Below are 26374 nucleotides of genomic sequence, written 5' to 3' on the forward strand. Positions count from 1 at the left end.
TGTTTCGGTGGTCATAGCGGAGGGGAAACGCCCGGTTACATTCCGAACCCGGTAGCTAAGCCCTCCAGCGCCGATGGTACTGCACTCGGGAGGGTGTGGGAGAGTAGGACGCCGCCGGACTCAACGTATGGAAAGGCCCACCCCTTCGGGGGTGGGCCTTTCTGTGTTTCCCGGCGGATTTTTATCGTTGGCGTTCACGGCGCGGGTTGGAGTTGAGGAGTGCGGCGAGGTGTTGCGCGCCCTCGGCCCTGTTGCGGTTTATGGATAGGTGGCCGCTGTTGGCCGCGGGGCGGCTCGGGGCGGTGTTGATCTGCTAGCGATGCGAAATCGCGGTTTCAGGGGCATGATCACAGCGATTTCGTAGCGCTAGCAGATCAACATCCTGTTCGCAGCATGGTGGGTAGCACCGCGGTGTCGGCGTGGGCGGGATTCTTGCTCGGCGCCGTCAGTTGCCGCGGGGCCGGAGGGCTGCGGCCAGCGATTTCGTCGATCTGCCGCGACTCAGGGACCCGCGACACCACACACCGCCCAGAGGGTGGGTGCGGTCTCTGCCGCGGCTGAAGGGAAGATCGGCGGGCCCTGGCGGAGAGGCGGGCAGGGCGTGTCGGCGTCGGCTGCGAAGGTAATCCCGGACCGAGACGGTCGCAGAACAAACTTGCCGCTGCCGCTGCCGCTGCCGCTGCCGCCCAGCCGGCCCACTCGGCCAGCGCATTCGTCCGGGTCAGTCGGCTCAGCGTGACCCAGCGCACCCGCCCGGCTCAGCCGGCCCAGCCAGCCAGCGCACTCAGCCGGGTCAGTCGGCTTAGTCGGGCCAGCCCACTCATCCAACCCATCCGGCCCAGTCCAGTAGGACCCGTTCACGCAGCCGGGCCAGCCCACTCAGCCGGGCCAGCCCACTCAGCCGGGCCAGCCCACTCAGCCGGGCCAGCCCACTCAGCCCAGTCAGCTGGGTCAGCCCACTCAGCCGGGCCAGCCCACTCAGCCCAGTCAGCTGGGTCAGCCCATTCAGCGGACCCAGCGCACTCGGCCGGCTTAGGCCTTCCCCCGGGCCGGCCCACTCAGCGACTTCAGCCGGCCCAGCGCACTCGGCCGGCTCAGGCCTTCTCCCGGGCCGGCTCGCTCGGTCGGGCCAGCCACGCGGCCGGGGCAGCCCGGCCCGGTGGGGCTGGGTTGGTGTTGGGGCGTGTCGTGGGGTGTTGGGTGGCCTTGGCTGTTGCGGTCGTCGGATACGTGGGGGCTGGTGGGTGCGTTGTGTTCGGGGGTGGTGTTGATCTGCTGGCGTAGCGAAATCGCGGTTTTGGGCCCATGATCACAGCGATTTAGTAGCGCTAGCAGATCAACCCTTGTTGGCCGGCGCTATCGCATCGGGGTGGTGGGATTTCTGCGGGACGCCGTTGGTGGCGGGCTACGGCTGTTGGAGTCCTGCTCTTGACCCCAACGTCGGGCTCTGCATTGGGGCCACGAGCCTCAGGAGTCGAAGTATGAAGCCGTACCCCGGGTGGGGCTGGGTGGCTCGGGGTACGGCTTTGTGGTGGTCTTCGACGGGGGTCAGGGGAGATTTAGGCGGCGCCAGTCTACGTATTTGAAGTTGGTGCTTGTTCGGTTGTTGTCGGGCTGGTTCTCGCCGTCGTGGAGGACCAGGAGGCCCTTCGGGTAGCCGGGCAGGGCCTCGGCCGTGGCTGCCGCGCCGTCGGAGTGCTGGACGCCGTCGATGCGGGGGGTGTCGGCGACGGTGAAGATCTTGAGGGGTCGGTTGGTGCGGCGGTCGTAGACGAAGAAGCGGCTGTCGCCCTGGCCGGAGACCACGAGGTAGCCGTCGCGGCGGCCGGTCGGGTAGATGGTGGCGCCTTCCACGTCGGCGTGGATGCGGCCGCCGAAGCCGGGGTCGTTCGCCGTGTCCAGGGTGCATTCCTCGGTGGCCGGGTCGTAGGTGGCCGGCACGCCGAACTCGGCGACCCGTTCCACGATGCGCGGCAGGCTGCTGAAGTGGCCGCCTCGCAGGTCGATGCGCCACAGGGCGACATCCTCCTGGGCGGCGTAGAGCACGCCCGCCTCGGCGTCCACGACCATGCCCTCGACCTGGGGGTCCTCGCCGGGTTCGCCGCAGGGCGTCCAGCTCGTACCGTTCGGCAGGCGGAACTGGCTGGGCAGATCCAGGGTGTCAGTGGTGCGGTAGGTGACCTTGCCGTTGCGCTCCTCGAGGCGGAACATGCCCAGGCGCGTGCTGTGCCGGCGACTCACCACGGCGTAGCGGTCGTAGAGGGCGAGCCCGTACCCCGTTGCCTGCTCCTCCGCCTCGGCCTCGTCCTTCGAGAAGAGCAACGGTACGTTCGCCGCGGTGATGTCGGTGAGACCCGACGACTCGATCCGGTAGATGCGCAGCTTGTCCAGCCCTCGGTCGGTCACCACCGCCACGTCGATGCGCTGCTTGCCCAGTTTGAAACCGGTCAGGACGTCGACGTTGTTGAACCGGCCGCCCGCCGGTGTCGCGATCGACTGCACTTCACGGCCGGCGAGGTCGTACACCCGCAGGCCGCCGTTCTTGGCCGTCCCGATCACCAGGCTGCGGCCCCGGTCCGCCCTGTTGACCCAGATCGCGGGGTCGTCCGCGTCCGCGTCACCGCCGGCCTCGTCGTCGTAGAGGGCCGGCGTCTCGACGCTGGCGCTGATCTCCTTGGGTGGGCGTTGCGCGGCCTGGGCCGGCACCCCGGAGAACGTGGTCAGTGCGACTAGAGCGGCAATGCCCGCAGTCCGATGCATGACACCAAAGCCTTCCTGATCGACCTGACCGCTGAGTGGCCGGTGCTTTAACAGCGTGCGCGCGAGACAGGGTGGGTGCATGATGTCACTGCTGATCGAGGAACGGTAGGCTATAACCGCGGGCCGCTAGCTCAATGGCAGAGCTGTGGACTTTTAATCCATAGGTTCAGGGTTCGAGTCCCTGGCGGCCCACGTTGATCTTGCATGCGAACCACAGCCGGGTGGTTCGCTGTCGTCGGCTGCGGGCGAAGCGCCGGCGGCGGTTCTCTATCCTGCGCGGGTGTCTTCGCTCAGTGATGCCGAGCTCGATGCCTTGGTCGCCGAGGCGGTCGTGGACTGCTACGACGAGCATGAGCAGCTCAGTGGCCTGTTCGCCATGATTGAGGGCGATCTGGCGGTGCCGTTCGAGACCGGGGTTCTCGGCGTGCCGGTGGTGGTCCGAAAGGTGGATCTGCGCTCGTCGGGGATCGTCGCGATCTGCCATCGTGGCCGGCTGCGGCAGGCGATCGGGATTCTGGATCTTCCGTTGCCGGATCCAGCGCCGGACGGTGCGCAGTGGATCGAGGCGTACCGGTGGTGGGCGGGCACACAGTGAGCGAGTACCAGCACTACGAGTTCGTAGCGCTTGACGAAACTTTGACGCCGAAGCAGCAGGGCGAGTTGCGGGCGGTGTCGTCGCGGGGGCGGATCACGTCGTCGAGTTTCGTCAACGACTATCAGTGGGGCGATCTCAAGGCTGATCCGGCCAAGTGGATGGAGCGGTATTTCGACGCGCATCTGTATCTGGCGAACTGGGGCACGCGGCGGATCATGCTGAGACTGCCCCGAGCGGTGCTGGACCCGGAAACGGTGGAGAGGTTCTGTGTCGGCGACTCGGCCGCATCCTGGGCGACCCGTACCCATGTGATCCTCGATCTTCGTAGTGAGGACGAGGGCGGCGACGAAGAATGGTGGGACGAGGAAGGACGGCTCGCGGCGATCGTGCCGGTCCGGGCGGAGTTGGCCGGCGGTGATCGGCGGCTGCTATATCTGGCTTGGCTGCTGTGTGTGCAGAACCGTGAGTTGAATGGTGAAGAGCCGGAGCCTTCGGTCCCGGCCGGGCTGGCGAAGCTGAGCGGGCCGTTGCGGGCCTTGGCCGACTTCCTTCGCCTGGACCCCGATCTGCTGGACGCGGCGGCAACGGCGAGCCGGCCGTTGAATGAGAAGGAGCCTTCCGCCGTCGACCTGCGCCGCTGGGTCAAATCCCTGCCGACGGCAGACAAGGACGAGGTGCTGTTGCGGGTGTTGCGTGGTGATGCCGGGTTGCTGCGGTCGGAGTTGCTGCGGCGGTTCCACGGTGTGACGGAGGAGTCGCCTGCAGGAGAGGGGCGGACCGCCGGGGACCTACTCGCCGCTGCTGAGGGACGGTGGGCTGCCCGGCAGCAGCAGGAGCGGGCGCGAGAGGCGGCTGAGCGTCAGCGTCGTGAGGAAGCGGCCGCCGCGGCTCGCGAGCAGCGCTTGGACGAGCTGGCACGGAACCCAGTCCGCGCTTGGGACCAGGTGGACGAATTGATCGCGACGAAACGTCCGAAGGACTACGACGCGGCGGTGACCCTGCTTTTGGATCTTCAAGCGCTAGCGGTACGGGAGGGTGAGATCTTCGAGTTCGCGGAGCAGATGACCCGGCTGCGGGACCGGCATGCCCGTAAGCCGAGCCTGATCGATCGTTTCGACCGGGCCCGGCTGGACTGAGTTGGCTGCCGGGGTCGCGGCGGCCGGCGTGTGAAGATTGGCCGGTGGTGTCCGTTGACGCGGTGACTGACGACGAGGGCGCTCGGCTTCGTCGTGAGCTGGAGCGGTTACGGGCGGAGAACCATCGGCTGTCGCGTCTGCTGGAACTGCGGGGCCAGGACACCGCTCCGACGCCGGAGCAGCTCGCCGCGATGGCCACGCCGGGGCCGGTCACGATGGCGTCGCCAGTGCCGGAGAAGCTGGCGTTCTACGCCAACCTCTTCCGGGGGCGGCGAGACGCTTATGCGAAGCGATGGGAGAACAGCCGGCTGGGTACGGCGGGGTGGTCTCCGGCGGTGGCGGGTGGCTGGCGCAAGGGTATGGACCGGCGCACGGCGGCCTATCTGCCGCTCACCCAGGAGGTCATGGCCCCCCATCTCGTCGGTGACGTGTTCATGGGCCTGTATCCGCTGCTCACCGACAACAGCTGCCACTTCCTGGCCGCGGACTTCGACGGCAGCACTGCGATGCTCGACGCGCTGGCCTACTGCAAAGCTGCCCGAGCCAGTGGTGTCCCGGCGGCTTTGGAGATCTCCCAGTCGGGACGCGGCGCGCACGCATGGATCTTCTTCACTGGCCCGATTCCCGCGACTACGGCCCGATCGGTCGGAACGGTCCTGCTGCATGAGGCCATGGTTCTGCGCGGCTCCATGGACCTGCGCTCGTACGATCGCCTGTTCCCGAACCAGGACGTCCTACCCGACGGAGGCCTCGGCAACCTGATCGCGGCGCCGCTGCAGGGCCGGCGCCGCAAAGACGGCCTGACGCTTTTCCTCGACCTGGCGACCCTGGAACCGTACGAGGACCAGTGGGCCTTCCTGTCGGTCCTCGACCGGCTCAGCCCGGGCGATGCGGAGAGAGTCGCCCGTCGCGCGAAACAGGCCGTCGTCGGCACCGGTGTGGCGAAGATGAGCAGGTCGGATGCCACCAAGGTCCACCCGCCGCTGCCAACGACGGTGAAGGCAGATCTCGCGGCGGGCCTGAGTATCGACATCTCGCAACTGCCGGCGGCCGCGCTGACCACGTTCAAGCACGCGGCCTCGCTGGCCAATCCGAAGTTCTACGAGTTGCAGCGGCTTCGCAAGTCGACCTGGGACACACCACGATTCCTTCGGGGCTACGACATCACGCTGGACGGCCGCTTGGTCCTTCCGCGCGGGTTGCGGCACGTAGTCGGACGAATTGTTGAGGATGCCGGATCCCGATTGGCAGTCACGGATACGCGGGATGCCGGCAGGGAGATCGAGGTCGCTTTCACCGCTGAACTGACCACCAGGCAAAGCGCCGGGGTGAGTGCGATGCTTGCCCATGACGACGGCATGCTGGTGGCCCCACCGGGCTCCGGCAAGACCGTGATGGCCTGCGCGATGATCGCCGAACGCGCCACCTCGACCCTGATTCTCGTCGATCGCAAAGCGCTGGCCGAACAGTGGCGGTCGCGCATCGAGCGGTTCCTCGGCGTACGGCCGGGGCAGATCGGCGGCGGCCGGCGCAAGCTCACTGGTGTCGTAGATGTCGCGATGTTGCCCTCGCTGGCCCGTCGTGCCGACGTCGCGGACCTCACCGCCGGGTACGGGCACGTGATCGTCGACGAATGTCACCACCTTGCCGCAGCCGCGTACGACCATGCGGTCAAGGGAATCGGCGCGCAATTCTGGCTCGGCCTCACCGCGACACCGGCCCGCCGGGACGGCCTCGGGGAACTCGTGACCTGGCAGCTCGGCCCTGTTCGGCACACCGTGACCGACGAGGACCCGGACACGCTCGCCGCCGTCTGGCAGGACGAGACCGGTCCACGCCGCCTGTTGTTCGTCCACGAGACCCAGTTCCGTGCCGATCAGGAGGACCTGTCGTCGCCGGGCGCACTGGCAGCCGTGTACCGCTCCCTGATCGGAGATGAAGCACGAAATACCCAGATTGTCGACGACGTCGCGGCCGCCCTCGCCAAGGGGCGCAACTGTCTCGTGCTGACCCGCCGGGTCGCCCATGTCGAGACTCTGGCTTCCCTCCTCGCGGATCGCGGATATCAAGCACTCCTGCTGCAAGGCGGCATGTCCGCTGCGGATCGGCGTGCGGCAGTCGACCGGCTCGCCGAGGCGAAGGCTGGCGACGGGATCCTGGTCATCGGCACCACGCCGTTCATCGGTGAAGGTTTCGACGCACCCGTCCTCGACACCCTGTTCCTGGCCGGGCCGATCTCCTTCGACGGCCTCCTGGTCCAGTGCGCCGGCCGGGTTATCCGATCGGCGCCCGGAAAGGACGTCGCCGAGGTACACGACTACCACGACCCGGCGACGCCGATCCTGGCTGTCTCGCTGCAACGCCGAATGCCCGGCTATCGCGCGCTGGGCTTCGCCAAGCCGTAGCGGCTTTCGGATTTTTCGAATAGCGGTATGCTGGCTTCATGTCGAGCACCCTGCGTGAACGGACCGTTCTGCCACCGGAAAACCCCGCCGACCTTGTGCGCTTCGCGCGCGGTATGGCCGCGGCCGAGGCCCCCGCCCGAGCGAAGCTGGTGGGCCCGGACGGTTCGCAGCTCGACATCCCCGCCGAACTCTACGAACTGCTACGTGACGTCGTCGGTGCCCTGTCGCAGGGGATGGCCATTTCGATCGCCCCGCACAACACGATGCTGACCACCCAAGAAGCCGCTGACCTGCTCAACATCTCGCGTCCCACGCTGGTCCGGCTACTCACCGACGGCGAGATCCCGCACAGTTTGCGCGGCCGGCACCGGCGGGTCCTGCTACGTGACATCCTCGACTACTCCGAACGCACCCGCACCGAACGCCGCCGCGCCCTCGACCAGATGGCCGCCGACGCCGAGGACGACGACCTTTACGAGATCACCCTCGACTCCCCGCCGTCGAGGTGACAGCCGGTCATGGTGGCGTTCCCGGCGTTCCTTGACACCTGCGTGCTCTACCCCGCCTACCTCTGCGACACGCTGCTTCGCCTCGCCGAAGCCTCCGCGTACCGGCCGCTCTGGTCAGCCGACATCTTCGCCGAACTGCGTCGCAACCTCATAGCGCGTGGGCTACCAGCAGATCGGGTCGATCGGCGGCTCGCCCAGATGAGCGGTCATTCCCCGACGCCCTGGTCACCGGCTACGAGTCACTCATTGACGGTATGACGAACCATCCGAAGGACCGGCACGTTCTGGCTGCCGCCGTACGCGCCGGTGCCGAAGTCATTGTTACCTTCAACCTCAGCGACTTCCCCGAGCCGGCCCTCAAGCCCTACGACGTCGCGGCCATCCACCCTGACGACTTTCTCCTTGACCAACTAGATCTCTATCCCGGATTGACCATGGGCGTGCTCCGTCATCAAGCCGCGTCTTATCGGCGAGCGCCGAACACCGTGCCGGAGGTCCTCGTACTTCTGCAGCGCACCGGCGTGCCCAGATTCGCGGCTGAAGTACGACGCCATCTTGGTCCCGCGGCCTGGTAGCGCAGCCGTCCGAGGCGGCTGAAGGCGGACTTGAATCAGGCTAACGGCCTGGCCGAATGCCCTTGAACTGGCCAAACGTCCCGGCAGCGGATCGCCGGTGACGATGATCGGGTGGTTCGCACGGCGCAACGTCCGGCCCACTCTTTTCCACAGGTCAGCCCCGGGTCACCGGAGCTGGCCCGTTCCGTCTCCGGGGCCGTACAGCAGCGAAGTACAGCAGCGGCTCAATGATCAAGGGATTCACTGAGCTTCTTGAGGGCCGCCCGGGTCGTCGCCGAGGACACCACCGTGTAGATCTCCATCGTGATCGAGAACTGTGCGTGCCGGAGGATCTGCATCGCCACCCTGGGGTGCACATCAAGATCGGCGAGGAGCGAGGCACAGGTACGGCGAGCGTCGCGGATCGTGATGCGCCGGACGCCGGCCAGGTCGCAGCGGCGGTCCCAGTAGCGGTTGAAGTTTCGCGGCTCGATCGGGGTGCCGAAGCGGGTCGTGAACACCAGATCGGTCGGCTGCCACGCTTCGCCGGCTTCCTCCTTGGCTGCCTTCTGGGCGGTGGCGCGCTGCTGGAGAGCGACCGTGCAGATCTCCGGAAGCGGCAAGGTGCCATCCGAGGTCGGTGTCTTCGTCTCGCGGTGCAGCAGCTCCTTGCCGACCCGCTGGATCTGCATGTCGACGGTCAGCTCGGCCGCGTCCAGGTCGATGCCGGGCCAAGTGACCCCGAGCATTTCGCCCTTGCGGAGGCCGAGCACGAGAACCAGGACGTACGCGGCGTAGTACGGGTCCTTGTCGGCGCGCGCTGATTCGAGGAACTGCCGAGCTTCGTCGCTGCTCCAGGCGCGGCGCTTCTTGGAACGGACCGACGGCAGCTTCACGTTCTTGGCGGGTTCGTCGTGCGGTGGCCCTCGGTAATGGCCTGAGACAGGAGCGTCCGAAGCACTCGCCGGATATGGGCGATCGAAGTTGCCGAAGGCATGTCGCGGCAGCACTTGCCGAGCGCGCAGCACCGTTTCGCGGACAGCGACAGGGTGCCGGCCGCGATGAGCAGGAACAGTGGGTACCCGATCGGCGCACCGGCCCGGCGCCGCCGTTTGATGGTGAGTAGGGCGGCGACGGGGACGAGTTCGGAGATGACGGCGTTGACCCAACCGAAGGCGTCCGGGGTGCCGGCCGGTGTGTGGCGCATGGTCCAGTCGTGGACGTGGGTGAACGATGCCCACCCGGCCGCCACCGCCACGGTGGTGAGGATGGCGGCCAGGATCAGGCCCTCGAAAGCAGTCGACCGGTTCCTGGGCGCAGAAGAGGAAGGTGCGCAGCGCTTCCATCGTATCTGCCGTGTTGTCGCCGTCTGGCGGTGATGAAGCATCGCGGTTCCGTCATGGCAGTGAGGACGGCACGGCCACATAGGGTTAGGTTCCGTGGGTATGCGGTCAATGGGCTGGGACGGTGTTCGCGACGCTGGCCGGGTCAAGGCTCCGGGCGGCAAACTGGGTCCGTCCGGAGCCGCCCTGTGGTAGGAGAACGAGATGGCAGCGTCGGAACGCAACGATGACGACCGAGGGGTTCAGGGGCGGCCGTCGGCCGACTACACCGGTCAGGGGCACGGCGACGGGCTGGCGCAGACGCTCAGCGACATGGCCCGGTCGCTGCAGAACGAGAACAGTCTTGAGGACACGTTGGACGGCATCGTGTGGGCCGCAGTGCACACGGTGCCTGGCGCCGAGCATGCTGGGCTGACGGTGGTGCGCGGTCGCCGTGAGGTGACAACCCGCGCCGCCAGCCACGATGTGGTGCGGCGCGTGGACCGGGCTCAGTACGAGACGGGGCAGGGGCCCTGCCTGGACGCCGTCTATGAGAAGCAAACGGTGCGGCTGAGTGACATGGCCACGGAGGACCGATGGCCAGACTTCACCCGCCAGGCGCTGGAGCGCGGTGTCCGTAGCATGCTGTCTTTTCAGCTGTACGTACGGCAGGACGATCTCGGCGCGCTGAACCTGTACTCGCCGAAGGCCGATGCGTTCGACGACGAGTCGGAGAACGTTGGCTTGTTGCTGGCCGCGCACGCCGCGATCGCCATGGCCGGCGCGCAGAAGGAACACGACCTTTCGTTGGCGATCTCGATGCGTGACGTGATCGGCCAGGCCAAGGGCATCCTGATGGAACGCTACAAGATCACCGGGGACCAGGCGTTTCAGTTGCTGGCCCGGACCAGTCAGCGCGCCAACATCAAGCTCGCTGAGGTCGCCCGCTACCTTGTCGAAACCGGTGACCTCACCAGCATCCGAAAGTCGTAGGCGGCAGACTCTGGCCTCGACTGCCGGCGATCAGGAGGATGGCTGTGCTTGGGGCATACCGAGCCGGATGCGTCTCAGGGAGTCGTCGCGGCGCATCGCTTCGGCACGTTCACGGGTCTGCCGGGCGTCCTGTCGGATCGCTGCTGACTGCACCAGCAATTCCTGCATCGGAACAGCTCTGTGCGGTTGCACGGGATCGCCTGATCGGGTGCCGCGTTGCCAGACAGTCGGTACCGCCGGCAGTGGAAGGCCGAAGATCTCCAGCAGGCCGGTGATCTCCAAGGCCTGCGCCACCAACGGTGCGGGATCAATCAGTACCAGCCGGATGCCGGCAGCGTGGGCGTCGGCGCGGCAAACCAGTAGGCAGCGGATGCCGGAGGAGTCCAGAAAGCCGATGCCGGAGGCGTCGATCTGCAAGGTCGCCGGTGCCGGTCCACGCAGTATGTCGGCGACCGTGTGGCGTAGCTGTTGCGCACCACACCGGTCGAGTTCACCGGTCACGACCAGCCGCGCCAGTTCACCGCCACGGGCGTCAACGATTCGTACCTGCAACCCGTCCCCGCCCGCAGCAGGCACGATGTCCATGGGTTCGACGTTCACAGGTGGCTCCCTGAGCCGACGCGATGGCCGAATACCCTCACTGCTGAAGGCGACCATCCGCGCGGTAATCCTACTCCCGTCCACCGTCCCGATGGCCCCGACACTGGCCACGTTGTTGCGCTGGAAGCTCCGGCCGGGCCTAGAGGGAACGCGCTGGCGCACAACTGCCGCGCCGCTTCGCGGCTTCCTCATCGTGTCTGAAGAGGCACGGCGGGCCGGGCGGGTGCCTCGGCCGTCCGTCACGGACAACCGGTTCAAGTGTGCGGGCTCGCGCTCAGTCGGCGAGGCGGCCGAGGGCTCTGGCGTGCGTTGGGCGCAGCCACGGTGAGGTCAGCACGTGGTCCTCGATGTAACGGATCGCGGGGTGGGTGAGCAGCTCGTCGCGGCGGGCGACGGAGTGCACGCCGCCGGCCAGGTCGCCGAGGTCTTCCAGGTCGGTGCGCAGGGCGGCGAAATCGGCTGTGCCGGTGTAGAAGACGGCACCGTCCCGCTCGTCGGGGTCGCCCCAGGGGCGTTCGAACCGTTCGCTGCGGCCGGCGAGCGTGTCGTTCGGGGTCACCACGTAGTCGCCGTTGAGCAGCATGGCCAGGCGGATCTGAGCGGGGTCGCGCAGGGCGGTGCCCGGCGGGGGGAGGGGGGCGGCCGTCCACGGGGGGCCGAGGCCGGTCAGGTCGTCGACGAAGGCGACACCCACGACCCGGTTCAGGTCGACGGTCCAGGTGCCGTCGTACGGCGTCGCCTCGTCCGGCGGCAACGACCACGTGCGGGAGCTGACCCGGACGTAGTAGTTCGGCGGGAACCCGAGTTTCACCGGCTCACCCTCTCACCCACAGGTCAGCGGTCACCCAGGATCCGGCGGATCTCGGGCTCGTAGACCGGCTCGTCGCGTTTGCTGGTGACCACGCCGCCACCGGGTGTGCGGACCTCGAACGCCTGCTCGTCGGTGACCAGGCCACGGGCCTCGTCGTCGCGCTCCTCGCGGCCGGTGATCCGGTCGTCGGTGGTGTGCCGGCGGTTGAGTTCCGGGGAGACGGTGCCGGGGCGTTCCGGCTGGACCGGCCCGGTGGACCGTTGCGCGGCGCGGCTGCGCAGGCCCTCGGGAACCTCTTCCAGCTTGGACACCCGGCTGCCGGTGGGTGGCGGGGCGGGCGCGTCGATGACGGGACTACCGGCGTCGGTGCGGGCACGGTCGGCGCCGATCCATTCGGCGCCGGTCGCACGCCGGCGGTCCTGGCCGGTGTCCCGGCGACCGGGGCGGGCGGGCGGCGGGCTGTCCGCGGTACGGGCGGGCCGCTGCAGCACCGGCGGCGTGGCGTCGTCGCGCCGGATGCCGTCACCGGGGGTGCCGGCGTGGTGCAGGTCCTGCCGGCTGCCGGGGCGGGCCCGGTCGCGGTCGCCGGTCGGGTTCTTCAGCACCGGCGGCGCGGTGTTCGACGGGGTGGACCCGGAGAACTCCCGGGTGCCGAGCGGGTTTCCCGGTGCCCGCCGGGTGGTGTCCGGGCCTTCGCCGGGGCGGCGCTGACCGGGGGCCGACGGGGCGTTCGGCTGCGCCCGCGCCGGGTCGGCCGGGTTGTTCGGGCCCCGCAAGGTCCGGCCGGGCGGCGGTGCCGACCCGGGCAGTTGCGGTGCGCCGCCGCCGGGCGGGACCCGGCTGAACGCGTTCTTGGTGAGCTGGCCGGGGTTCGGCGGCCGGGTGGCGGGCGGCGACGCCGCGGGCGGGTTCTTGGCGGCCGGTGGTGGCGGGGCGGGCGCGCCGCGTTGCAGGCCGTTCAGGCCGCCGCCCTGCCGGTTCAGGCCGGGCGGGGCGACGGGCAGCGGGGTGACCACCGGCGGGGTGAGCACCGGGGGCTTCGTCACGGGCGGGTTCACGGCCGGCGGAGTCACCGCCGGTGGCGTGGTGACCGGCGGGGTCACCAGCGGCGGGTTGGTCACCGGCGGGTTCACGACCGGGGGGTTGACCGTCGTGTCGGGCGGCGTCACCACGGGCGGTTTGGTGGTGTCCGTGGGGTTCGGCGGCAGATCGGTGCGCAGGTTCGGCGGCGGGTTGACGCCGGGCGGGGTGGTCACCACCGGCGGCGGCGGGGCGCCGCCGGGCGGCAGGTTGAGTGCGCCCGGGTTCGGCGGCGGCGGGCTGCCGGGGGCGTTGAGCACGGCGTTCATCGGACGGTACGGCGGGCCGACGCCGGTGCTCACCATCGAGGTGTACTCGTAGTGCTGGTTACCGACGCGGTAGGCGAGCTCCTGGGCCCGGAGTTGGAAGCGCTTCGTGACCTCGTCGACCTGCTGCTTGATCTGCCACTGCTCGGCATCCCCCCAGGTCGTGTTGCCGTACCGCTCGGTGATGTTGAACCACTCGCTGGCCTGACCGACGAAGTCGACCTTCTGCGCGCCGCGCAGGGCCTGCTGGTACTCCTCCCACAGGGCGTCCATGTCGGCGCGGGCCTCGGTGGCGATCTGCACGAGGTGGCGCAGCGCGGTGACGTTCTTCTGCGCGGCCTCCATCCAGACGTCGAGGTAGGCCAGGGCCTCGCCGGGACCCTTGCCGAAGAACGCGTCACGCGCCTTCGGCGACTGCCAGTGCTCGTCGTGCAGCAGGTTGCTCGACCGCAGCACGTACGAGCGGACGTTGGACATCAGGGTGTGTGCGTTCTGCCACTCGTCGGCCAGCGTCGAGATCCGCTCCGGGTGCATGTTGCGGATGCGGGCTTTGACCTCCTCGATCGGCATGGTGTTGCTGTCGCCGGCCTTGGAGGTGAACGGCTCGCCCGAGGACTCGTGCTGCCCGTAGTGCAGCTGACCGCTGTACGGGCTGTACCCGTAGTTCGGGTCGGCCGTGGTTCCCCAGTACTCGCCCATGGCTTCAGAGTGCGCCGTTGACAGTGGGGTCGTACTGCGCGCTCAGGGGTTTCGGGATGCCCCGCTCGCCCTCGGTCGCGCGCCCCGTGAAGGTCTGCTCGGTGACCTCGTCTTTGCCGTTGCGGGTGGTGTCGGTGCGGGTGCCGGTGTTCTGGTCGAACGTCGTCTCGCGGGAGCCGGTCGGCGTGGTCGTGCCGTCCTCGGCGGTGGTCGCGCTCTCGGTGCGCTCGCCGGCCAGCTCGCCCTCGTCGTTGTAGCGGGTCGTCGTGGTGGTCGTGGAGTTACCGCTGACCACCGTCTTGACCTGGGTGTTCGTGGCGGAGTCGTACGTCGTCGTGGTGCGGGTGCTGTTCTTCGACACCACCTCGCCCTTGGCGTTGAAGATCGTCGTGGTGACCACGGTCCCGCCGCCGGGAATGTTGATCGTGACCGTCTCGCGCTTGTCACCTGTCGTCGGCTGGGTCGCGACGGTCGTGATCGCGTACGGCGAGGAGGAGGTGGTGGTGGCCGGGCCCCAGGCGGCGTTCTCCGTCGCGGCCGGTCCGGCCTGCGCGGCGGCGGCGCGTACCGCCTCGTCGTAGGTCTGCCCGACGTGTGGGGGCAGCCCGGCGGGCCGCGGGACGCTCTTGTCGCCGAAGGCGAACAGCACGTCGTTGAGGTCGGCGGCACCGGCGGCGTCGGACGTGCCGTAGATGTCGGCGATCGTCTGCGCGGCGGAGCCGATGTTGAACAGGGCCTGACCGAGATTGTCCAGATAGGTCATCAGCTCGGCGGCGTTGCCGGCCATCTGCGAACGCAGGAACGCGGCCTCACCCAGGACCAGCCCCTCCCACGCCTGCGAGGGACCGCTCATCAGCTCGGTGAGGTGAGCCTTGCGGCCGTTGAGGTCGCGCTGCTGGTCCAGCATGTCCTTCGCGTAGTCCCGCAGGCCGGCGACGTCGACCTTCAGCGGGTTCGCGTCGATCCACGCGGCGTCGGTGTTCCGCGCCGTCTCGCCGGCGTACGGGTTCGAGTACGGAGTGGCGCCCCCGTTGTCCAAGCCCATGCTGCCCCCGTTTCGATGCTTACCCGTTCGATGGGACAGGGTAATAGGCGCTCGCCTTCTCCGCGAAGGTGAACCGAAAGAGTTCCGAGATGGATACACGTCACTGAGCCGAATCGGCCACAGCGGGTGGCCGGACGAGACAAGGGACGTTACCGTCAGCCGTCCGTGCAGTTTTCGAGTGCCGCTTCCACGAGCGAGCCGACCACGAGAGGCGGGGTGAACCCACTTTGTCCGCGACTCCGGGTATGGGCCAGGTCCATGCCACCCAGGAACAGCTGAACGCGATGGCGCAGCGGTGCGAGAACACCGGCCAGAACATCGCGACCGGCATGGCCCAGCTGGTGAGCCAGATCCAGGGCCTCAGCGGCGGCGGGATGGCCGGCGCGGCGAACAACGCGCTGCAGGACGCCTCATCCCAGCTCAACTCCGGCCTCACCAAAATCATCAACGCGCTGGACGAGCTCGCCGGCAAGATGAGCAGCGCGTCCACGCAGTACGGCGTCAACGACGAGGACGCGGCCACCGAGATCCGGGCCGCCGCGGCGTCGACCGGCGACTCCAGCGTCATCAGCGTCCTGCGCGGCTGAGCGATTCCGAGAGGCGAGACGACATGAGCATCACGTACAACTTCGGACAGATCAGCGAGGTCTCTGGCGCGATCAACTCGTTCCAGGGCCGGATGGACCAGGATCTGAACGACCTCTACACCGCTTTCACCCAGCTCTTCGCCCAGGACTGGACCGGCCAGGCCGGCACCGCCTGCGACGAGGCGCGGCAGAAGTGGAACCAGGGCGCCACCGAGATCAAGACCGCGCTGGCCGCGGTCGGCGTCAAGCTGGGCGCTTCCGGCGAGCGGATGCAGCAGGTCGACCAGCAGATCGCAGCGGGTATGTGACGGCCGCCGCCGGCCGGTGATCCACGGATCCCGGCCGGCGGCGTCGCCCGGTGACCGGGCCTGGCGGTGAGAATGGGGGAGCACGTGGCGGACGTACCGGGCCGGCCCGACTGGGGCCTGCTCCGCGGAATGGTGACGGATCTGCAGAAGGCGACACGATCGTTGCCCGAGCTGCAGCAGCGGATGCTGAGCCTCAGCGGCACCGCCTGGTCGCCGGACGGCATGATCAAAGCCGTGGTCGGGCCGCGCGGCCACCTGCTGGAGCTCGACATCGACCCCCGGGTGCTGCGCCAGCCGAACTCCAAGGCACTCTCCGCCGCCATCGTGCAGACCGTGCGCGCCGCGGTCGAGGAGGTCGGCAAGCAGAGCCAGGAGTTGCTGAGCGGAAGCCTGCCCGGCGATCTGATGTCGCTCGGCGACACCGACATGAAGACCTTCGTCGGCAGCCACGACGCCGACGTCCGGGTACGAGCCGAGGATCGCGATGAGTAGTTTCGTGCGGATCGGGACGAGCCCCGGCGAGATCATCGGTATCGCCTCCCGGATCAGTGCCCGCGGCGACGACCTCACCGCCGCGGTGACCGCGCACAACCAGGCGATCGTGGAGCACGAGAACCACCCGAAGACGTTCCCGTCCGACCAGTTCACCGACGGCTTCACCAAGGAGTACGAGAAGCCGGTGGACGCCAGCGACGGCAACACCCACCCGGCCAACGAGGCGGTCCGTCAGGGCGCTGCCTACTGTGGCCGCAAGCTGACCGAGATCGGCGAATTCGTCAACCGGGCGATGGTGAACTACGAGGTGACCGACCAGCAGAGCGGTGCCGACATCGCGCGGACGGACGTCTGAGCGCGGTACCGGGATGAGCGACGAGAACGAGGTCATGACCTCGATCCTCGACTGGTTCGGCCAGATCGAGGAGTGGGTTCCCGGTGCCCTGCAGAAGGTCACCGATCTGCTGATCGGCCCGATCCCACTGGCCTACGCCAACAACGCGTACAACCTGGCCGACGAGTGGGGCCGGCTGGCCGAGACGCTCGGCGCGGCGTACGAGGACGTCATGCAGGCCGCCAACCCGATCCTGGAGAACTGGTCGGGTGACGGTGCGGCGCAGGCGTTCGCGCGCGACTGGCTGGCGTACCTGGAAGGGTTGCGGCAGACCGCCGAGAGCGCCGCACAGATGCAGCGCGGCGCCCAGAACTTCGGGCTCGAGGTCGAGCTGATGAAGTTCATGGCGGCCCTGAACCTGATCATGCTCGCCGTCTCGATCTTCACTCTGATCGCGGCCGCCGTACCGACCGGCGGCGGATCCCTGATCGCCGCGCCCACGCTCTTCACGACGACCCGGCTGGCGCTCACCCGGGCCGCCTCGGCGACCGTCGGCAAGATCAGCTCGATCGTCCTGAGCATCGTGATGCGCAGCCTCACCCGGGTGTTCGGGCAGGTGCCCGCCGCGGTCGTCCGCAGCCTCGTGCCGGCCGTGGTGCGCGCCGCGGTGCCGCGGCTGACAACCGTCGTCGGGCAGCGGCTCGCCACCGCGATGACCACCACCGCCCTCGGCCGGGGAGCCCGCAACATCGCCGCGCGCGGCATCTCGAAGGCCGTCGCCAACCGGCTCGCCGCCCAGGCCCTGCGCGGTGTCGCCGCGCACGAGATCCGTGGTGCGCTCTCCCGGCAGACCACCCGGGAAGCACAGCGCCAGCTCGCCAAGGAGATCCGCAAACAGCTCACCCTCAAGTGGGCCGGGAAAGAACTCGGCGAGACCGGCCTGTCCAGGGTGGCGGCGGCCCAGGTCGGCGAGACGCTGCTCGGGCGGGAGTTCGCGAAGTACGTGGGCACCCGGGTCGCGTTCGGCGCCGGCTTCATGGGCGGCGGCAACATGCTCGGCCAGTTCGGGCAGATCGCCTCCGGCAACCGGACCGAGGGCGTCGACTGGGACCAGGTCAAGAGCAACGCGTTCATGGGTGGCGTCTACGGCGCCGGCATGTTCGGCGGGGTCCTCGGGCACACCGCCGGTGGTGCGCTCGCCGGCGGCGGCCTGACACTGGGCCAGGAGGCCTACGACTACGCCCGCACCGACGGCCAGAACCAGATCGACTGGGGCAAGGTGCGGCACAGCGCCGGCGAAGGCGCGCTCTCCGGCGTCTTCATGGGCACCCAGACCGTCCTGGAGACCTCGAACTTCAGCAATTCCTTCCGGCACGGTGACTTCCGCATCGGCGCCGAGGTGCACATCCTGCCCGGGGACAACGGCGCCTTCACCATCGCCTCGACCAGGTCCACCGGCCACGAAGGACTGTTGCTGACCAGCGACGGCTACGTCGCCTTCCAGGGCGCGGACGGCGTGCGGCACGTGCCCGACGAACTGGCCGGCCGGTCCGACGTGACGACCGTGATGAACCAGCACTTCAGCGGCCTCACCGTCGACCCCGCGGCGGCCCGCACGGACCCTGCCGCGGGCGGCTCCCGGGCCGGGGACGGAAACGCGGGCGGGGGGTCACGGCAGTCGTCCGGCGATCGCGACGCGGGCGGCCGGGACCCCGAGCCGGGTACGCGGCCCGAGGCGGCGCCGCACACCGAGGAACGCGTACGGGTGGCGGGGGACCAGGGTGCGCCGGTCGACCGTACGCCCGACGCGGAGACACCGGCCGCCGACCGGCCGGTGGCTGACGATGGCCGGGCGGTCGCGCAGCGTGAAGATGTTGTCGCTGAAGGCGATGGTAATCCGCCGGACGGTGGGACGCCGGAGGGCCGGTCGCCGGAGGCTGGGGCGCCGGGCCGGTCGGAGCGGTCCGAGGACGCGCCGTCGGTGGTCCGTTCGCCGGAAGGATCGGAGCGCGCCGAGACGGGTTCCGGGCCGCGTGATGAGGTGGGGACCCGGGGCGACGGCGTTCGGCAGGGTGAACGCGCCGGGACGGACTCCGTTGCGGACGGTTCCGGGCCGATGCGCGATGGCGGGCGGGACGGGTCGGCGAGGTCCGGGGACGGGCCTCCGCCCAGGTCGGAGCCCTCTGAGCCGTCGAGGGGCGTCGGGCCACACGCGACCGGGCTTCCCGAGTCCTCCGGGGCGTCGCAGGGCGGAGATTCGTCCGGGCCGGTACGTGAGGGGGATTCGTCCGGGCCGGGACGTGAGGGTGACCCGGCCGGGCCGGGACGTGACGGTGACCCGTCTGGGGCGGTGCATGAAACCGACCCGTCTGGGCCGGTGCGTGAGGCGGATCCGGGCGGGCCGGAAGCCGGCGTTGCCGGTGACGATCCCGTGATGAGCAGCACCGGTGCGGCGAACGGGCTGCCGCCGACCGAGGAGACGATCCGGCAGGGCACCGTCCGGATGGAGGACCATCCGGACTATCCGCGGGCGGTCGAGGATCTCGCCGCGATGGGCTTCTCGGTCCTTCCCTCCGATCAGGGGCATCCGCACACGGTGATCAGGCACGTCGTGGACCCGCGGACGCACGAGGTGCTCCGGGTGGAACGCGAGGTGCGGGTGGTCGAGGGCATGCGCTTCCTCGACCTCGAACACGAGATCGCTCACGCCCGCAACTCGGTGGAACGCTTCGCTCCGGGTGAGCATCCTCCCTCGGAGGCGGCGCGCGACCGGCCCGGGAACACCCCCAAGATCATCAAGCGGGGCGTGAAGCTGCTCAGTGCGGAGCAGGACCAGATCGGCGAATATCACGTACGCCTGGAGGAGTACATCCGGCTGGCCGAGCGCGGTGTCGACGTGTCCGTGCTGGAAGAGCATGCCGCGGGCGTCGAACACCACCGTGACGGATATCGATCAGTGGTGCGCGACCCCTACGACGGTGCGGCGTCACGGGCCTGGGGGGACCGGCACTACCCGGAGATCCGCGATCTTCAGGAGCGGTACGAGCAGCTGCGCACCGCCGCCCCGGAGAGCACCGTGCCGGATGCCGGGGTGGCGGGCCGTGGACCGGACGCCGGGCCGACGGATTCCGTGCCGGGGCGTTCCGGCTCGGACGCCGGGGGGCCGGGGCGGTCCGGGCCGGACGCCGGGCCGGGGCGGTCTGAATCGGACGCCGGGCCTGGGCGTTCCGGCGACGGGACGGCGCCGATGGCCAAGGCGCCCGGCGGGACTGACCCGTACCGGCTGGTTCCGGTGGACGGCCCGGTTCCGCACGACCCGGTGTCCGTGCCGCGCGAGGTCGCGGCCGTGCTGGACGCCGAGCTCAGCGGGCTGATCGAGGGCCGCGCGGACGACGCGCCCGACCAGCCGCGGAACGCCACGTGGGACCCGGAGACGCAGACCTTGCGCGTGCGGTACGGCGACGGGCTCGAAGTCGACGTCGTGGTGCAGGTCAACGAGTCGGTGCCGCCCGGCCGGTCCGTCGTGGTGCGCCCGGCGCTGGAGATGGCGGACGGCGTCTGGCGGCAGACCGAGGCGGCCGGGGTGGTGCTGTCGTCGCACGCGTCCGCCGATCCGGTGACCCGGACCGCGCACGTGACCGAGGCGCTGCGGTCGGCCTGGCGCACCGTGCACGACGAAGTCGGCCCGCAGCTCCGTGCGGCGGAGGAGACCGGGCCGACGCGGGACGCGGACTCACCCGGAGATGCTGGTCGCGGCCGTGATGCCGGTCCGAGTCGGGACGCTGATATCGGCCGTGATGCCGGCCCGAGTCGGGACGCTGATATCGGCCGTGATGCCGGCCCCGGCCGTGATGCCGGCCCTGGTTGGGACACCGGTTTGCCGGTGCGTGACGGCGGGCCGGGCGACGGGCTTTCCGGTCCGGAGGCGATGCGGGCGCTGGAGGAGCCGGTCGGCGACGTGCCGGTGCGCGACGCGGACGCGGTCGGGATGCACCGGGCCGACCCGGCGGACCCGCCCGCGCCCATGCCGATCACCCCGGACAGCGTTCGCGAGGCGCTCACCGCCCGCCGGGGGCCGGAACAGCTCGGCCGCTGGGCCGCCGAACACCTCGCCGACCGCGACTCGGCGGGGACGCCGCGGCCGAAGCGGGCCGACGAGATCACCGCTACCGTCGAGCGGCTCGCCGACGAGGCCGTCGACATGGTCACCCCGGCGCCGGAAAACGTGGGGCACACCCCGGGCGCGAGGCCGGACACCACCGGAACGACCCCGGATGCCGCCGGCGCGAGGCCGGACGCCGCCGGCACGACCCCGCGCGCTGACGGCATGCCGGGCGGGCGGATCGAGCAGGCCCCCGGCGACGGACCGGCGGCTCGACCTGACCCGATGCCGGACCGGCCCGGGGACGGCGCGGACGGCAGGCCCGGGGATGGCGCGGACGGCGGGCTCGGGGACGGTTGGCCCGGGGATGGTGGGCCGCGGCAGCCCGGCGAGCCGCGTACCTCCCTGCGGGAACTTTTTCCGCGCACCGAGGAGGAGGCCGCGGGCTGGGGTTCGCGCGTGGAGCAGGAGTTCGTGCGCGAGCTGAGCGGCCGCGACTTCGCCGGCTTGGACGTGCGCGTCGACCGGGTCACCGCGGACCCGGGCGACATCAACGCCGATCTGAGCGTCATGCGGCCGGGCACTTCCGAGCCGGTCGGCCGGATCGTGCGGCGGATCGTGATGAGCCACGACGGCGTGATCGAGGTGATGCACACCAAGCTGGTCCTGGACCGGGGGGTGCAGGGCACCGGGTTCGCGCGCGCGTTCAACGATCACATGGAGGGGTGGTACGCCGAGTCCGGCGTGTCCCACATCAGGCTGCGCGCCGCGGTGAGCGTCGGTGGTTACGCCTGGGCCCGCGACGGTTACGGATGGGACGCCCACTACGGCGACGACAATCCGCGGCAGACGTTCGGCCGGCTCAAGAGGGAGCTGGACGCTCTCGACGCCGACATCGGCGCTCTCGACGAGGCGCTGACCCGCAACGACACGGGCGCGGTCGACGCGATCCTCCGGCGGCACGGCCTCACCGACCCGGACACCGCGATCCGGGTGCTGAACGACCAGTGGGAGGCCGGGACGGCCCTGCACCAGCGGTCGGCGCGGCCGTTCGGCTCGCCGGGTTACCCGACACCTTTCGAGGTCAGCCAGGTGGGCCGGGCCGGACAGACCGGAGCGGACGGTACCTGGGTCGGCAAGCGGGCGATGATGGGCTCGGACTGGCGTGGGATCAAGACGCCGACGGCTCAGCCCGAGGCGCCGTTGCGGCCCGCGCCTGAGCCGCCGCAGGCCCGGCCGGAGACTCCGGAACCGACCCCGGCGGACCGGGAGCCCACGCCGCAGGACCGGACCGACGACGCATGGACACCGCCCGATGACACCTGGACACCGCCGGACCAGCCCGGCGGCGACCGGACACCGCCCGACGACGTGGCGGACCCGTGGGCGGCGTACCGCGATGCGCCTGATCCGCGGACCGACGCCGAGCGGCAGGCGGACCTCGATGCGATAGCCCGGGCCCTGGACCCGGCCAACCATCCGGCGCCGACCCACGGCAGTCTCATCGACCGTGCTCTCAACCCGGACCGGTACGCCGATCAGCCACCGCCCGACGACGCGATGGGCCGGGCGCTGAACCCCGGCGCGTACGCCGACCCGCCGCCTGCCCGGGATGTGATCGGCCGGGCCCTGGACCCGGACGGCTACCCCGAGCCGCCCGCCCGCAGCAACGCCGACGTCTTCTACAACGGCGGCGACGTGCCGTTCACGCCGGACGCGGTGACGCGCGCGGCCGAGATGATGGGCCTGGACCTCAGCGGGGTACGGATCCACCTGGTCACCGACCTCGTCGAGTTGCGGCTCATGGACGAGCGTGGGATCAGCGCGGTCACGCCGCCGGAGATGGGTGGTACGGCGATCCGGTTCGGGCCGGCCGCCTTCGCCGACGCCGAGATCCTGGCCGCCACGGTGGCGCACGAGCACACGCACGTCGTGCAGCTCCGCGAGGGGCGCGACATCGGTACGGACAATTTGCGGGCGCTGGAGGACGAGGCGTTCGCGAACGAGGGGCCGGCCCTGGACCGGTTCCGGCAGGCTTTCGAGGGGTGGCAGCGTGACGGAGAAGGCGCAGTTCCTGATCGAGGAGGTCGTGGACCTGCCGAGCCGGGGTGGCCTGCTGGTGACCGGCCGGGTCCTGGCGGGGCGGATCGCCCGTGGGGAGACCCTGCGGGACGCGGTGACGGCGACGTCGGCCGCAGTGCTCGGGATCGAATTCGAGACGCCTTCGAGTCGGCGCAGTGGCCGCACGACGCTGATCGTGGAACGGGTGGAACCGACGCCGGTGGCCGTCGGCCGGATCCTGGTGACCTGAACCGGCCGATCGGCGGGCGGCGGGACGGCCCGCCCTTCGACTACGAGCGGTTCTACCGGGATCCGCAGTGGACGCCGGAGGCGCTGGCGTTCGAGGTGCGCCTGGGTGCGCACTACTTCAACGACCCGGTCACCGTGGGCACCGCCCGGGAGGCGGTTGGCCGGCTGCGGGACGTGCTCACCGCGATGGCCACCGAGGGCGTGACCGATCCGGTACGCCGATCCGAGATCACCCGTGAGGTCGAGACCGCGTTCTTCCGGGGGGACGAGTACGCGTACAGCAGCGCCGGGCAGGTCGGTCACGGTGTGCCGTTGGACTCGCTGCTGCGTGACGGCAACCTGCGTGAGCTGATGACGGCGTTCTACAACGCCGCCTACTTCAACCGGGACAGCCCGCACACCCTGGCCCGGACGCTGCTGGACGTGATCGACAACGGCCGCTGGAGCGAGGCCGGCCGGGCGGGCATCGATGTCGGCGAGTTGCGCGGCATGCGCGACCAGCTCGACCACAGCCTGATCCGGGGGCTGATGGGCCGGATCGAGGACCGGTTCCCGCCGGCCGAGTCGCCGCGGTTCAACCGGCACCCGTTCGCCACCGCGAACGTGATCATGCGGTCGGATCACTGGGTCCGGGACCTCACCGAGGTGATCAACAGCCAGGCCGGGCGGCGTACCCGGGACGCGGCCGAGCAGCTCGAACTCGCCACCACCATGGCGCACTACGAACGGCTCGGTGCGCCGCTCGGCCGGTTCGAGCGGGCCTTCGTCGAGTCGGTCATGGGCGGGCGCCTGGACCCGGACGCCAAGCTTCCCTGGCGGGAGGGGTACGTCTGGCACGAGACCGGCGGCAGCCGATGGGCCCGCGCTGTGGGGCGTGACGGCTACCCGGTGCTGGACGGCGTCTCGGCCACCACCACCCGGATGCTGACCGGCGTGAAGATGCTCGGCTTCCGGGACGCCGGCGCCGAACGTTTCCTGCACGCCCTGGTCGGCTGGATGCTGCCGGCCCGCGACCACTCGCTCTTCGAGCTGCTGCGCGGTGCCAGCATCGCCGGAGTGGAACCGGTCGCTCTGCGACCGCCGTCCGGGCGGCCGACCGCGATCGACCTGTACCGCGCCATCCCCGGCATCGACCAGCACACCCTGCGCACGATCGCCCCGGACGGGCTGCTGCCGCACGAGGCGCGCTACCGGCATCACGCCCTGGACCCGGACGGGTTCACCGAGACGCAGCACAAGGTGCCGGAGATCGCCGACCGGCTCGCCCCGCAGCTGCGCACGGGCCGGGTCACCGACCCCGACCTGGCGCAGTGGCTGGAGCGCAACGGCATCGAGCCGCGGGACGAGGGGGCCGTACGCGCCCTCGGCGAGCGGCTGACCGAGCCGCACATCATGGCGCTGAGCGTGTACACCCGGCACAGCCACTACCTGATCAACAATGTGATCACGGCGCAGATGGCCACGCTGGGCGTTGCCGAGCCGGTGGTCCGCACGGTGCACGACCGCAAGATCAACGAGCTGATCGACAACTACGTCGAGAAGCTGGCCGGCGCGGAGAAGCCGCTTCCGCTCCCGCTGGCCCTGCGCCCGGTGCTGCACCAGGGCACCGGCCACCTGGACTCCACGTCCCAGCTGCGACCCGAAGCCGCCCGGCTGGTGCGGGCGGTCCAGGACGTCCGGTCGGCCGACGCGGACGTCCAGCGGCACGTGGCAGCGGGCGACCGGGCTGCGGCGATCGAGGCGAAGAACGCGTACAAGCAGGCCGTCGCGGAGCGGGAAGCGGCCCGGGCCGAGATCCGCCGGGACGCCGGACAGGTGGCACCCCGCCTTTTCGAGGAGGTCCGCTGGCACGCCGACATGGTGTACGACGCCCTGCGGCAACTGCCTGCGCTCGGCACCCCGGACCAGCCGGTGATCGCCTACCGCGGTGACTGGACCACCCGGATCTGGTCGCCGATCTACGGCAACAAGCTGTTCCCGAACGGGACGGCCCTCAGCGTGCTCAGCGTCAGCCGGCTGCCCGAGGTGGCCGTCCGGTTCATGGCGGAGAACCCGGCCGCCGGTGACAAGGTTCTCGTCGTCTACAAGCTGACCGGGGTGAACGCCCGGGACATCTCGGTGTTCTCGTCGTTCGCGGCCGACCAGGAGGCGGTGCTGCCGCCGGGGTCGCGTACCCGGCAGGTGGTCGACCCGGTGTTGGAGCGGCAGACCCGCGAGCTGCTGCCGGAACAGTGGCGCGACACCACCCGCATCATCGTGATGGAGGAGCCGGCGCCGCCGCGGCCACCCGCGGAGGCGGCCTATCCCGGGGAGTTCCGGCCGGACTTCCCCAGCGGAGCCGACTTCATCCCCGATCCGGACGGCATCTCCGAGCGGGCGATCGACGCGTACCGCCGGATCCGGATCAGTCCGCAGGACACCCCGCTGGTCGCCGAGCACGCCGGTCTGGACCCGGCGGTGGTCGAGGTGATGCGGCAGAACCTCTTCGTCCAGGAACATGAGGTGGCCCTCGGGCCGGGCCAGGTGGAACGCGGCTACTTCACGCCGATCGAGGGGATCGCCGACCTCTGGGACGGTGCGGTCGCCGACACGCTGAGCCGGGACCAGTACGACGAGTTGCGCAACCTGGTCGCTCACGAGTATGTGGAGAACCAGCTGATGGAGGCGGGGTTGCCGTACCGGTCGGCGCACCCCGACGCCTGGGATGACGGCATCAGCATGCTGCATGCGGACCATCCCGGGGCACACGACCTGGCCCCCAACCAATGGAAGCCGCACGACTTCTTCGGGCACTGGCGCAGGTGGGGTCTCGACGGATCGGGCATCCGGCTGGAACCGGACCTGTCGAACATCCATGTAGTGGTGGACACGATCTTGCAGGGACTCGGACGATGACACCCGACGAAGCCGTTCGTGCCGTGGCCGACCGGCTCCGTGCCGTCGACTGGACACACCACGGTTACCGGTCCTGGTCACAGGCGACCCTGCTGGAGGAGTACTTCCGCCGGATGGCGCTGTGGACGGCCGCGTACGGCTGTGCCACCCACACCCCGTTCTATGATCTGGCGCAGTGCATCGACCCGGCGGTCCGGGCCGACCAGGTGGTGGTGGACGAGGTGATGCAGGCGATCGAGGCCGCCGATGCGGGCTGGGACGTCGAGGACGTCACACCGTTCATCCTGCACTGGGCCGCGCTGCGGGCCACCCCCGAGGCGGACCTGCCCGAGGGCCTGGAGGACCCGTTCGAGCCGCTGCTGCTGCTCTTCGAACGCGACGGCGCGTTTCACAGCGCCAAAGGTTTCGTCAACTTCGAGAACCTCAGCGTTGTCATGCTCAAGTGGCGGGCACGTGCGAGCCGGCCGCCGCTCGCCGATCTCATCCCGGGCGCCCTGGACGAGATCGACCGCGCCGGGTCGCTCAGGCAGTTCGGATACGTGATGAGCAGGGAGAGGTAACTCCGACG

The 26374-nt window shown here is 69.9% G+C and carries 17 protein-coding genes, 1 tRNA gene, 1 rRNA gene and 2 pseudogenes; 14 read left to right on the forward strand and 7 right to left on the reverse strand.

Going from position 1 to position 26374, the window contains the following annotated elements:
- The first annotated feature begins 3 nt into the window (after positions 1 to 3).
- Positions 4 to 120, forward strand: a 5S ribosomal RNA gene (gene rrf / locus LPA41_RS17570).
- A 1428-nt stretch (positions 121 to 1548) separates the two neighbouring features.
- Here rrf and LPA41_RS17575 read toward each other — a convergent pair.
- Positions 1549 to 2760 carry a phytase gene (locus LPA41_RS17575; RefSeq protein ID WP_229071588.1) on the reverse strand — a complete coding sequence of 404 codons (1212 nt, stop codon included), beginning with the start codon at positions 2758 to 2760 and terminating at the stop codon, positions 1549 to 1551.
- Positions 2761 to 2880: 120 nt separating this feature from the next.
- On the opposite strand from LPA41_RS17575, the gene LPA41_RS17580 reads away from it, so the two are divergent.
- From LPA41_RS17580 to LPA41_RS17610, 6 genes are all read left to right on the forward strand, one after another.
- Positions 2881 to 2952, forward strand: a tRNA-Lys gene (locus tag LPA41_RS17580).
- 88 nt (positions 2953 to 3040) lie between these two features.
- Positions 3041 to 3355 carry a hypothetical protein gene (locus tag LPA41_RS17585; RefSeq protein ID WP_229071590.1) on the forward strand — a complete coding sequence of 105 codons (315 nt, stop codon included), beginning with the start codon at positions 3041 to 3043 and terminating at the stop codon, positions 3353 to 3355.
- A complete protein-coding gene (locus LPA41_RS17590; protein ID WP_229071592.1) occupies positions 3352 to 4491 on the forward strand; it encodes a hypothetical protein in 1140 nt (379 codons plus the stop codon). Before LPA41_RS17585 ends, LPA41_RS17590 begins: the two co-directional genes overlap by 4 nt.
- A gap of 62 nt (positions 4492 to 4553) precedes the next feature.
- Positions 4554 to 6896 (forward strand): DEAD/DEAH box helicase, encoded by a 2343-nt coding sequence (locus LPA41_RS17595; RefSeq protein WP_229071594.1) that lies wholly within the window; start codon positions 4554 to 4556, stop codon positions 6894 to 6896.
- 38 nt (positions 6897 to 6934) lie between these two features.
- Positions 6935 to 7405 carry a helix-turn-helix domain-containing protein gene (locus LPA41_RS17600; RefSeq protein ID WP_229071596.1) on the forward strand — a complete coding sequence of 157 codons (471 nt, stop codon included), beginning with the start codon at positions 6935 to 6937 and terminating at the stop codon, positions 7403 to 7405.
- Positions 7406 to 7659: 254 nt separating this feature from the next.
- Positions 7660 to 7980: a PIN domain-containing protein gene (locus LPA41_RS17610; protein WP_229071600.1), complete on the forward strand. Its 321-nt coding sequence runs from the start codon at positions 7660 to 7662 to the stop codon at positions 7978 to 7980.
- A gap of 224 nt (positions 7981 to 8204) precedes the next feature.
- On the opposite strand, the pseudogene LPA41_RS17615 reads toward LPA41_RS17610, so the two are convergent.
- Positions 8205 to 8992: pseudogene (locus tag LPA41_RS17615) on the reverse strand (tyrosine-type recombinase/integrase); the annotation flags it as partial.
- Positions 8978 to 9310, reverse strand: a pseudogene (locus tag LPA41_RS17620) (hypothetical protein); the annotation flags it as partial. The pseudogenes LPA41_RS17615 and LPA41_RS17620, both read right to left, overlap by 15 nt.
- A gap of 196 nt (positions 9311 to 9506) precedes the next feature.
- On the opposite strand from LPA41_RS17620, the gene LPA41_RS17625 reads away from it, so the two are divergent.
- Positions 9507 to 10274: a GAF and ANTAR domain-containing protein gene (locus tag LPA41_RS17625; RefSeq protein WP_229071604.1), complete on the forward strand. Its 768-nt coding sequence runs from the start codon at positions 9507 to 9509 to the stop codon at positions 10272 to 10274.
- 30 nt (positions 10275 to 10304) lie between these two features.
- On the opposite strand, the gene LPA41_RS17630 is transcribed toward LPA41_RS17625, so the two are convergent.
- The 4 genes from LPA41_RS17630 to LPA41_RS17645 all read right to left on the reverse strand — a co-directional run bounded on the left by LPA41_RS17630 (position 10305) and on the right by LPA41_RS17645 (position 14775).
- Positions 10305 to 10874: an STAS domain-containing protein gene (locus tag LPA41_RS17630; RefSeq protein WP_229071606.1), complete on the reverse strand. Its 570-nt coding sequence runs from the start codon at positions 10872 to 10874 to the stop codon at positions 10305 to 10307.
- 274 nt (positions 10875 to 11148) lie between these two features.
- Positions 11149 to 11685, reverse strand: coding sequence for a hypothetical protein (locus LPA41_RS17635; RefSeq protein WP_229071608.1), 537 nt, complete (start codon positions 11683 to 11685; stop codon positions 11149 to 11151).
- Between the two features lie 23 nt (positions 11686 to 11708).
- Positions 11709 to 13730 carry a hypothetical protein gene (locus LPA41_RS17640; RefSeq protein ID WP_229071609.1) on the reverse strand — a complete coding sequence of 674 codons (2022 nt, stop codon included), beginning with the start codon at positions 13728 to 13730 and terminating at the stop codon, positions 11709 to 11711.
- A gap of 4 nt (positions 13731 to 13734) precedes the next feature.
- Positions 13735 to 14775 carry a hypothetical protein gene (locus LPA41_RS17645; RefSeq protein ID WP_229071611.1) on the reverse strand — a complete coding sequence of 347 codons (1041 nt, stop codon included), beginning with the start codon at positions 14773 to 14775 and terminating at the stop codon, positions 13735 to 13737.
- A 245-nt stretch (positions 14776 to 15020) separates the two neighbouring features.
- Here LPA41_RS17645 and LPA41_RS17650 point away from each other — a divergent pair, with 245 nt between their 5' ends.
- From LPA41_RS17650 to LPA41_RS17675, 6 genes are all read left to right on the forward strand, one after another.
- Positions 15021 to 15362 carry a WXG100 family type VII secretion target gene (locus LPA41_RS17650; RefSeq protein ID WP_229071613.1) on the forward strand — a complete coding sequence of 114 codons (342 nt, stop codon included), beginning with the start codon at positions 15021 to 15023 and terminating at the stop codon, positions 15360 to 15362.
- Between the two features lie 23 nt (positions 15363 to 15385).
- Complete coding sequence (locus LPA41_RS17655; protein ID WP_229071615.1) at positions 15386 to 15670, forward strand: WXG100 family type VII secretion target; 285 nt, start codon at positions 15386 to 15388, stop codon at positions 15668 to 15670.
- An 84-nt stretch (positions 15671 to 15754) separates the two neighbouring features.
- Positions 15755 to 16162, forward strand: a complete 408-nt coding sequence (locus LPA41_RS17660; protein ID WP_229071617.1) for a YbaB/EbfC family nucleoid-associated protein — start codon at positions 15755 to 15757, stop codon at positions 16160 to 16162.
- The gene (locus LPA41_RS17665) at positions 16155 to 16520 is read left to right on the forward strand and encodes a hypothetical protein (RefSeq protein ID WP_229071619.1); all 366 of its coding nucleotides are present in this window, start codon (positions 16155 to 16157) and stop codon (positions 16518 to 16520) included. The genes LPA41_RS17660 and LPA41_RS17665 overlap by 8 nt, the downstream gene beginning before the upstream one ends.
- A gap of 13 nt (positions 16521 to 16533) precedes the next feature.
- Positions 16534 to 25806: a hypothetical protein gene (locus tag LPA41_RS17670; RefSeq protein ID WP_229071621.1), complete on the forward strand. Its 9273-nt coding sequence runs from the start codon at positions 16534 to 16536 to the stop codon at positions 25804 to 25806.
- Positions 25803 to 26366, forward strand: a complete 564-nt coding sequence (locus LPA41_RS17675; protein WP_229071623.1) for a hypothetical protein — start codon at positions 25803 to 25805, stop codon at positions 26364 to 26366. The genes LPA41_RS17670 and LPA41_RS17675 overlap by 4 nt, the downstream gene beginning before the upstream one ends.
- Positions 26367 to 26374 lie beyond the last annotated feature (8 nt).

Source organism: Actinoplanes sp. DH11 (assembly GCF_020873875.1).
GTDB lineage: Bacteria > Actinomycetota > Actinomycetes > Mycobacteriales > Micromonosporaceae > Actinoplanes.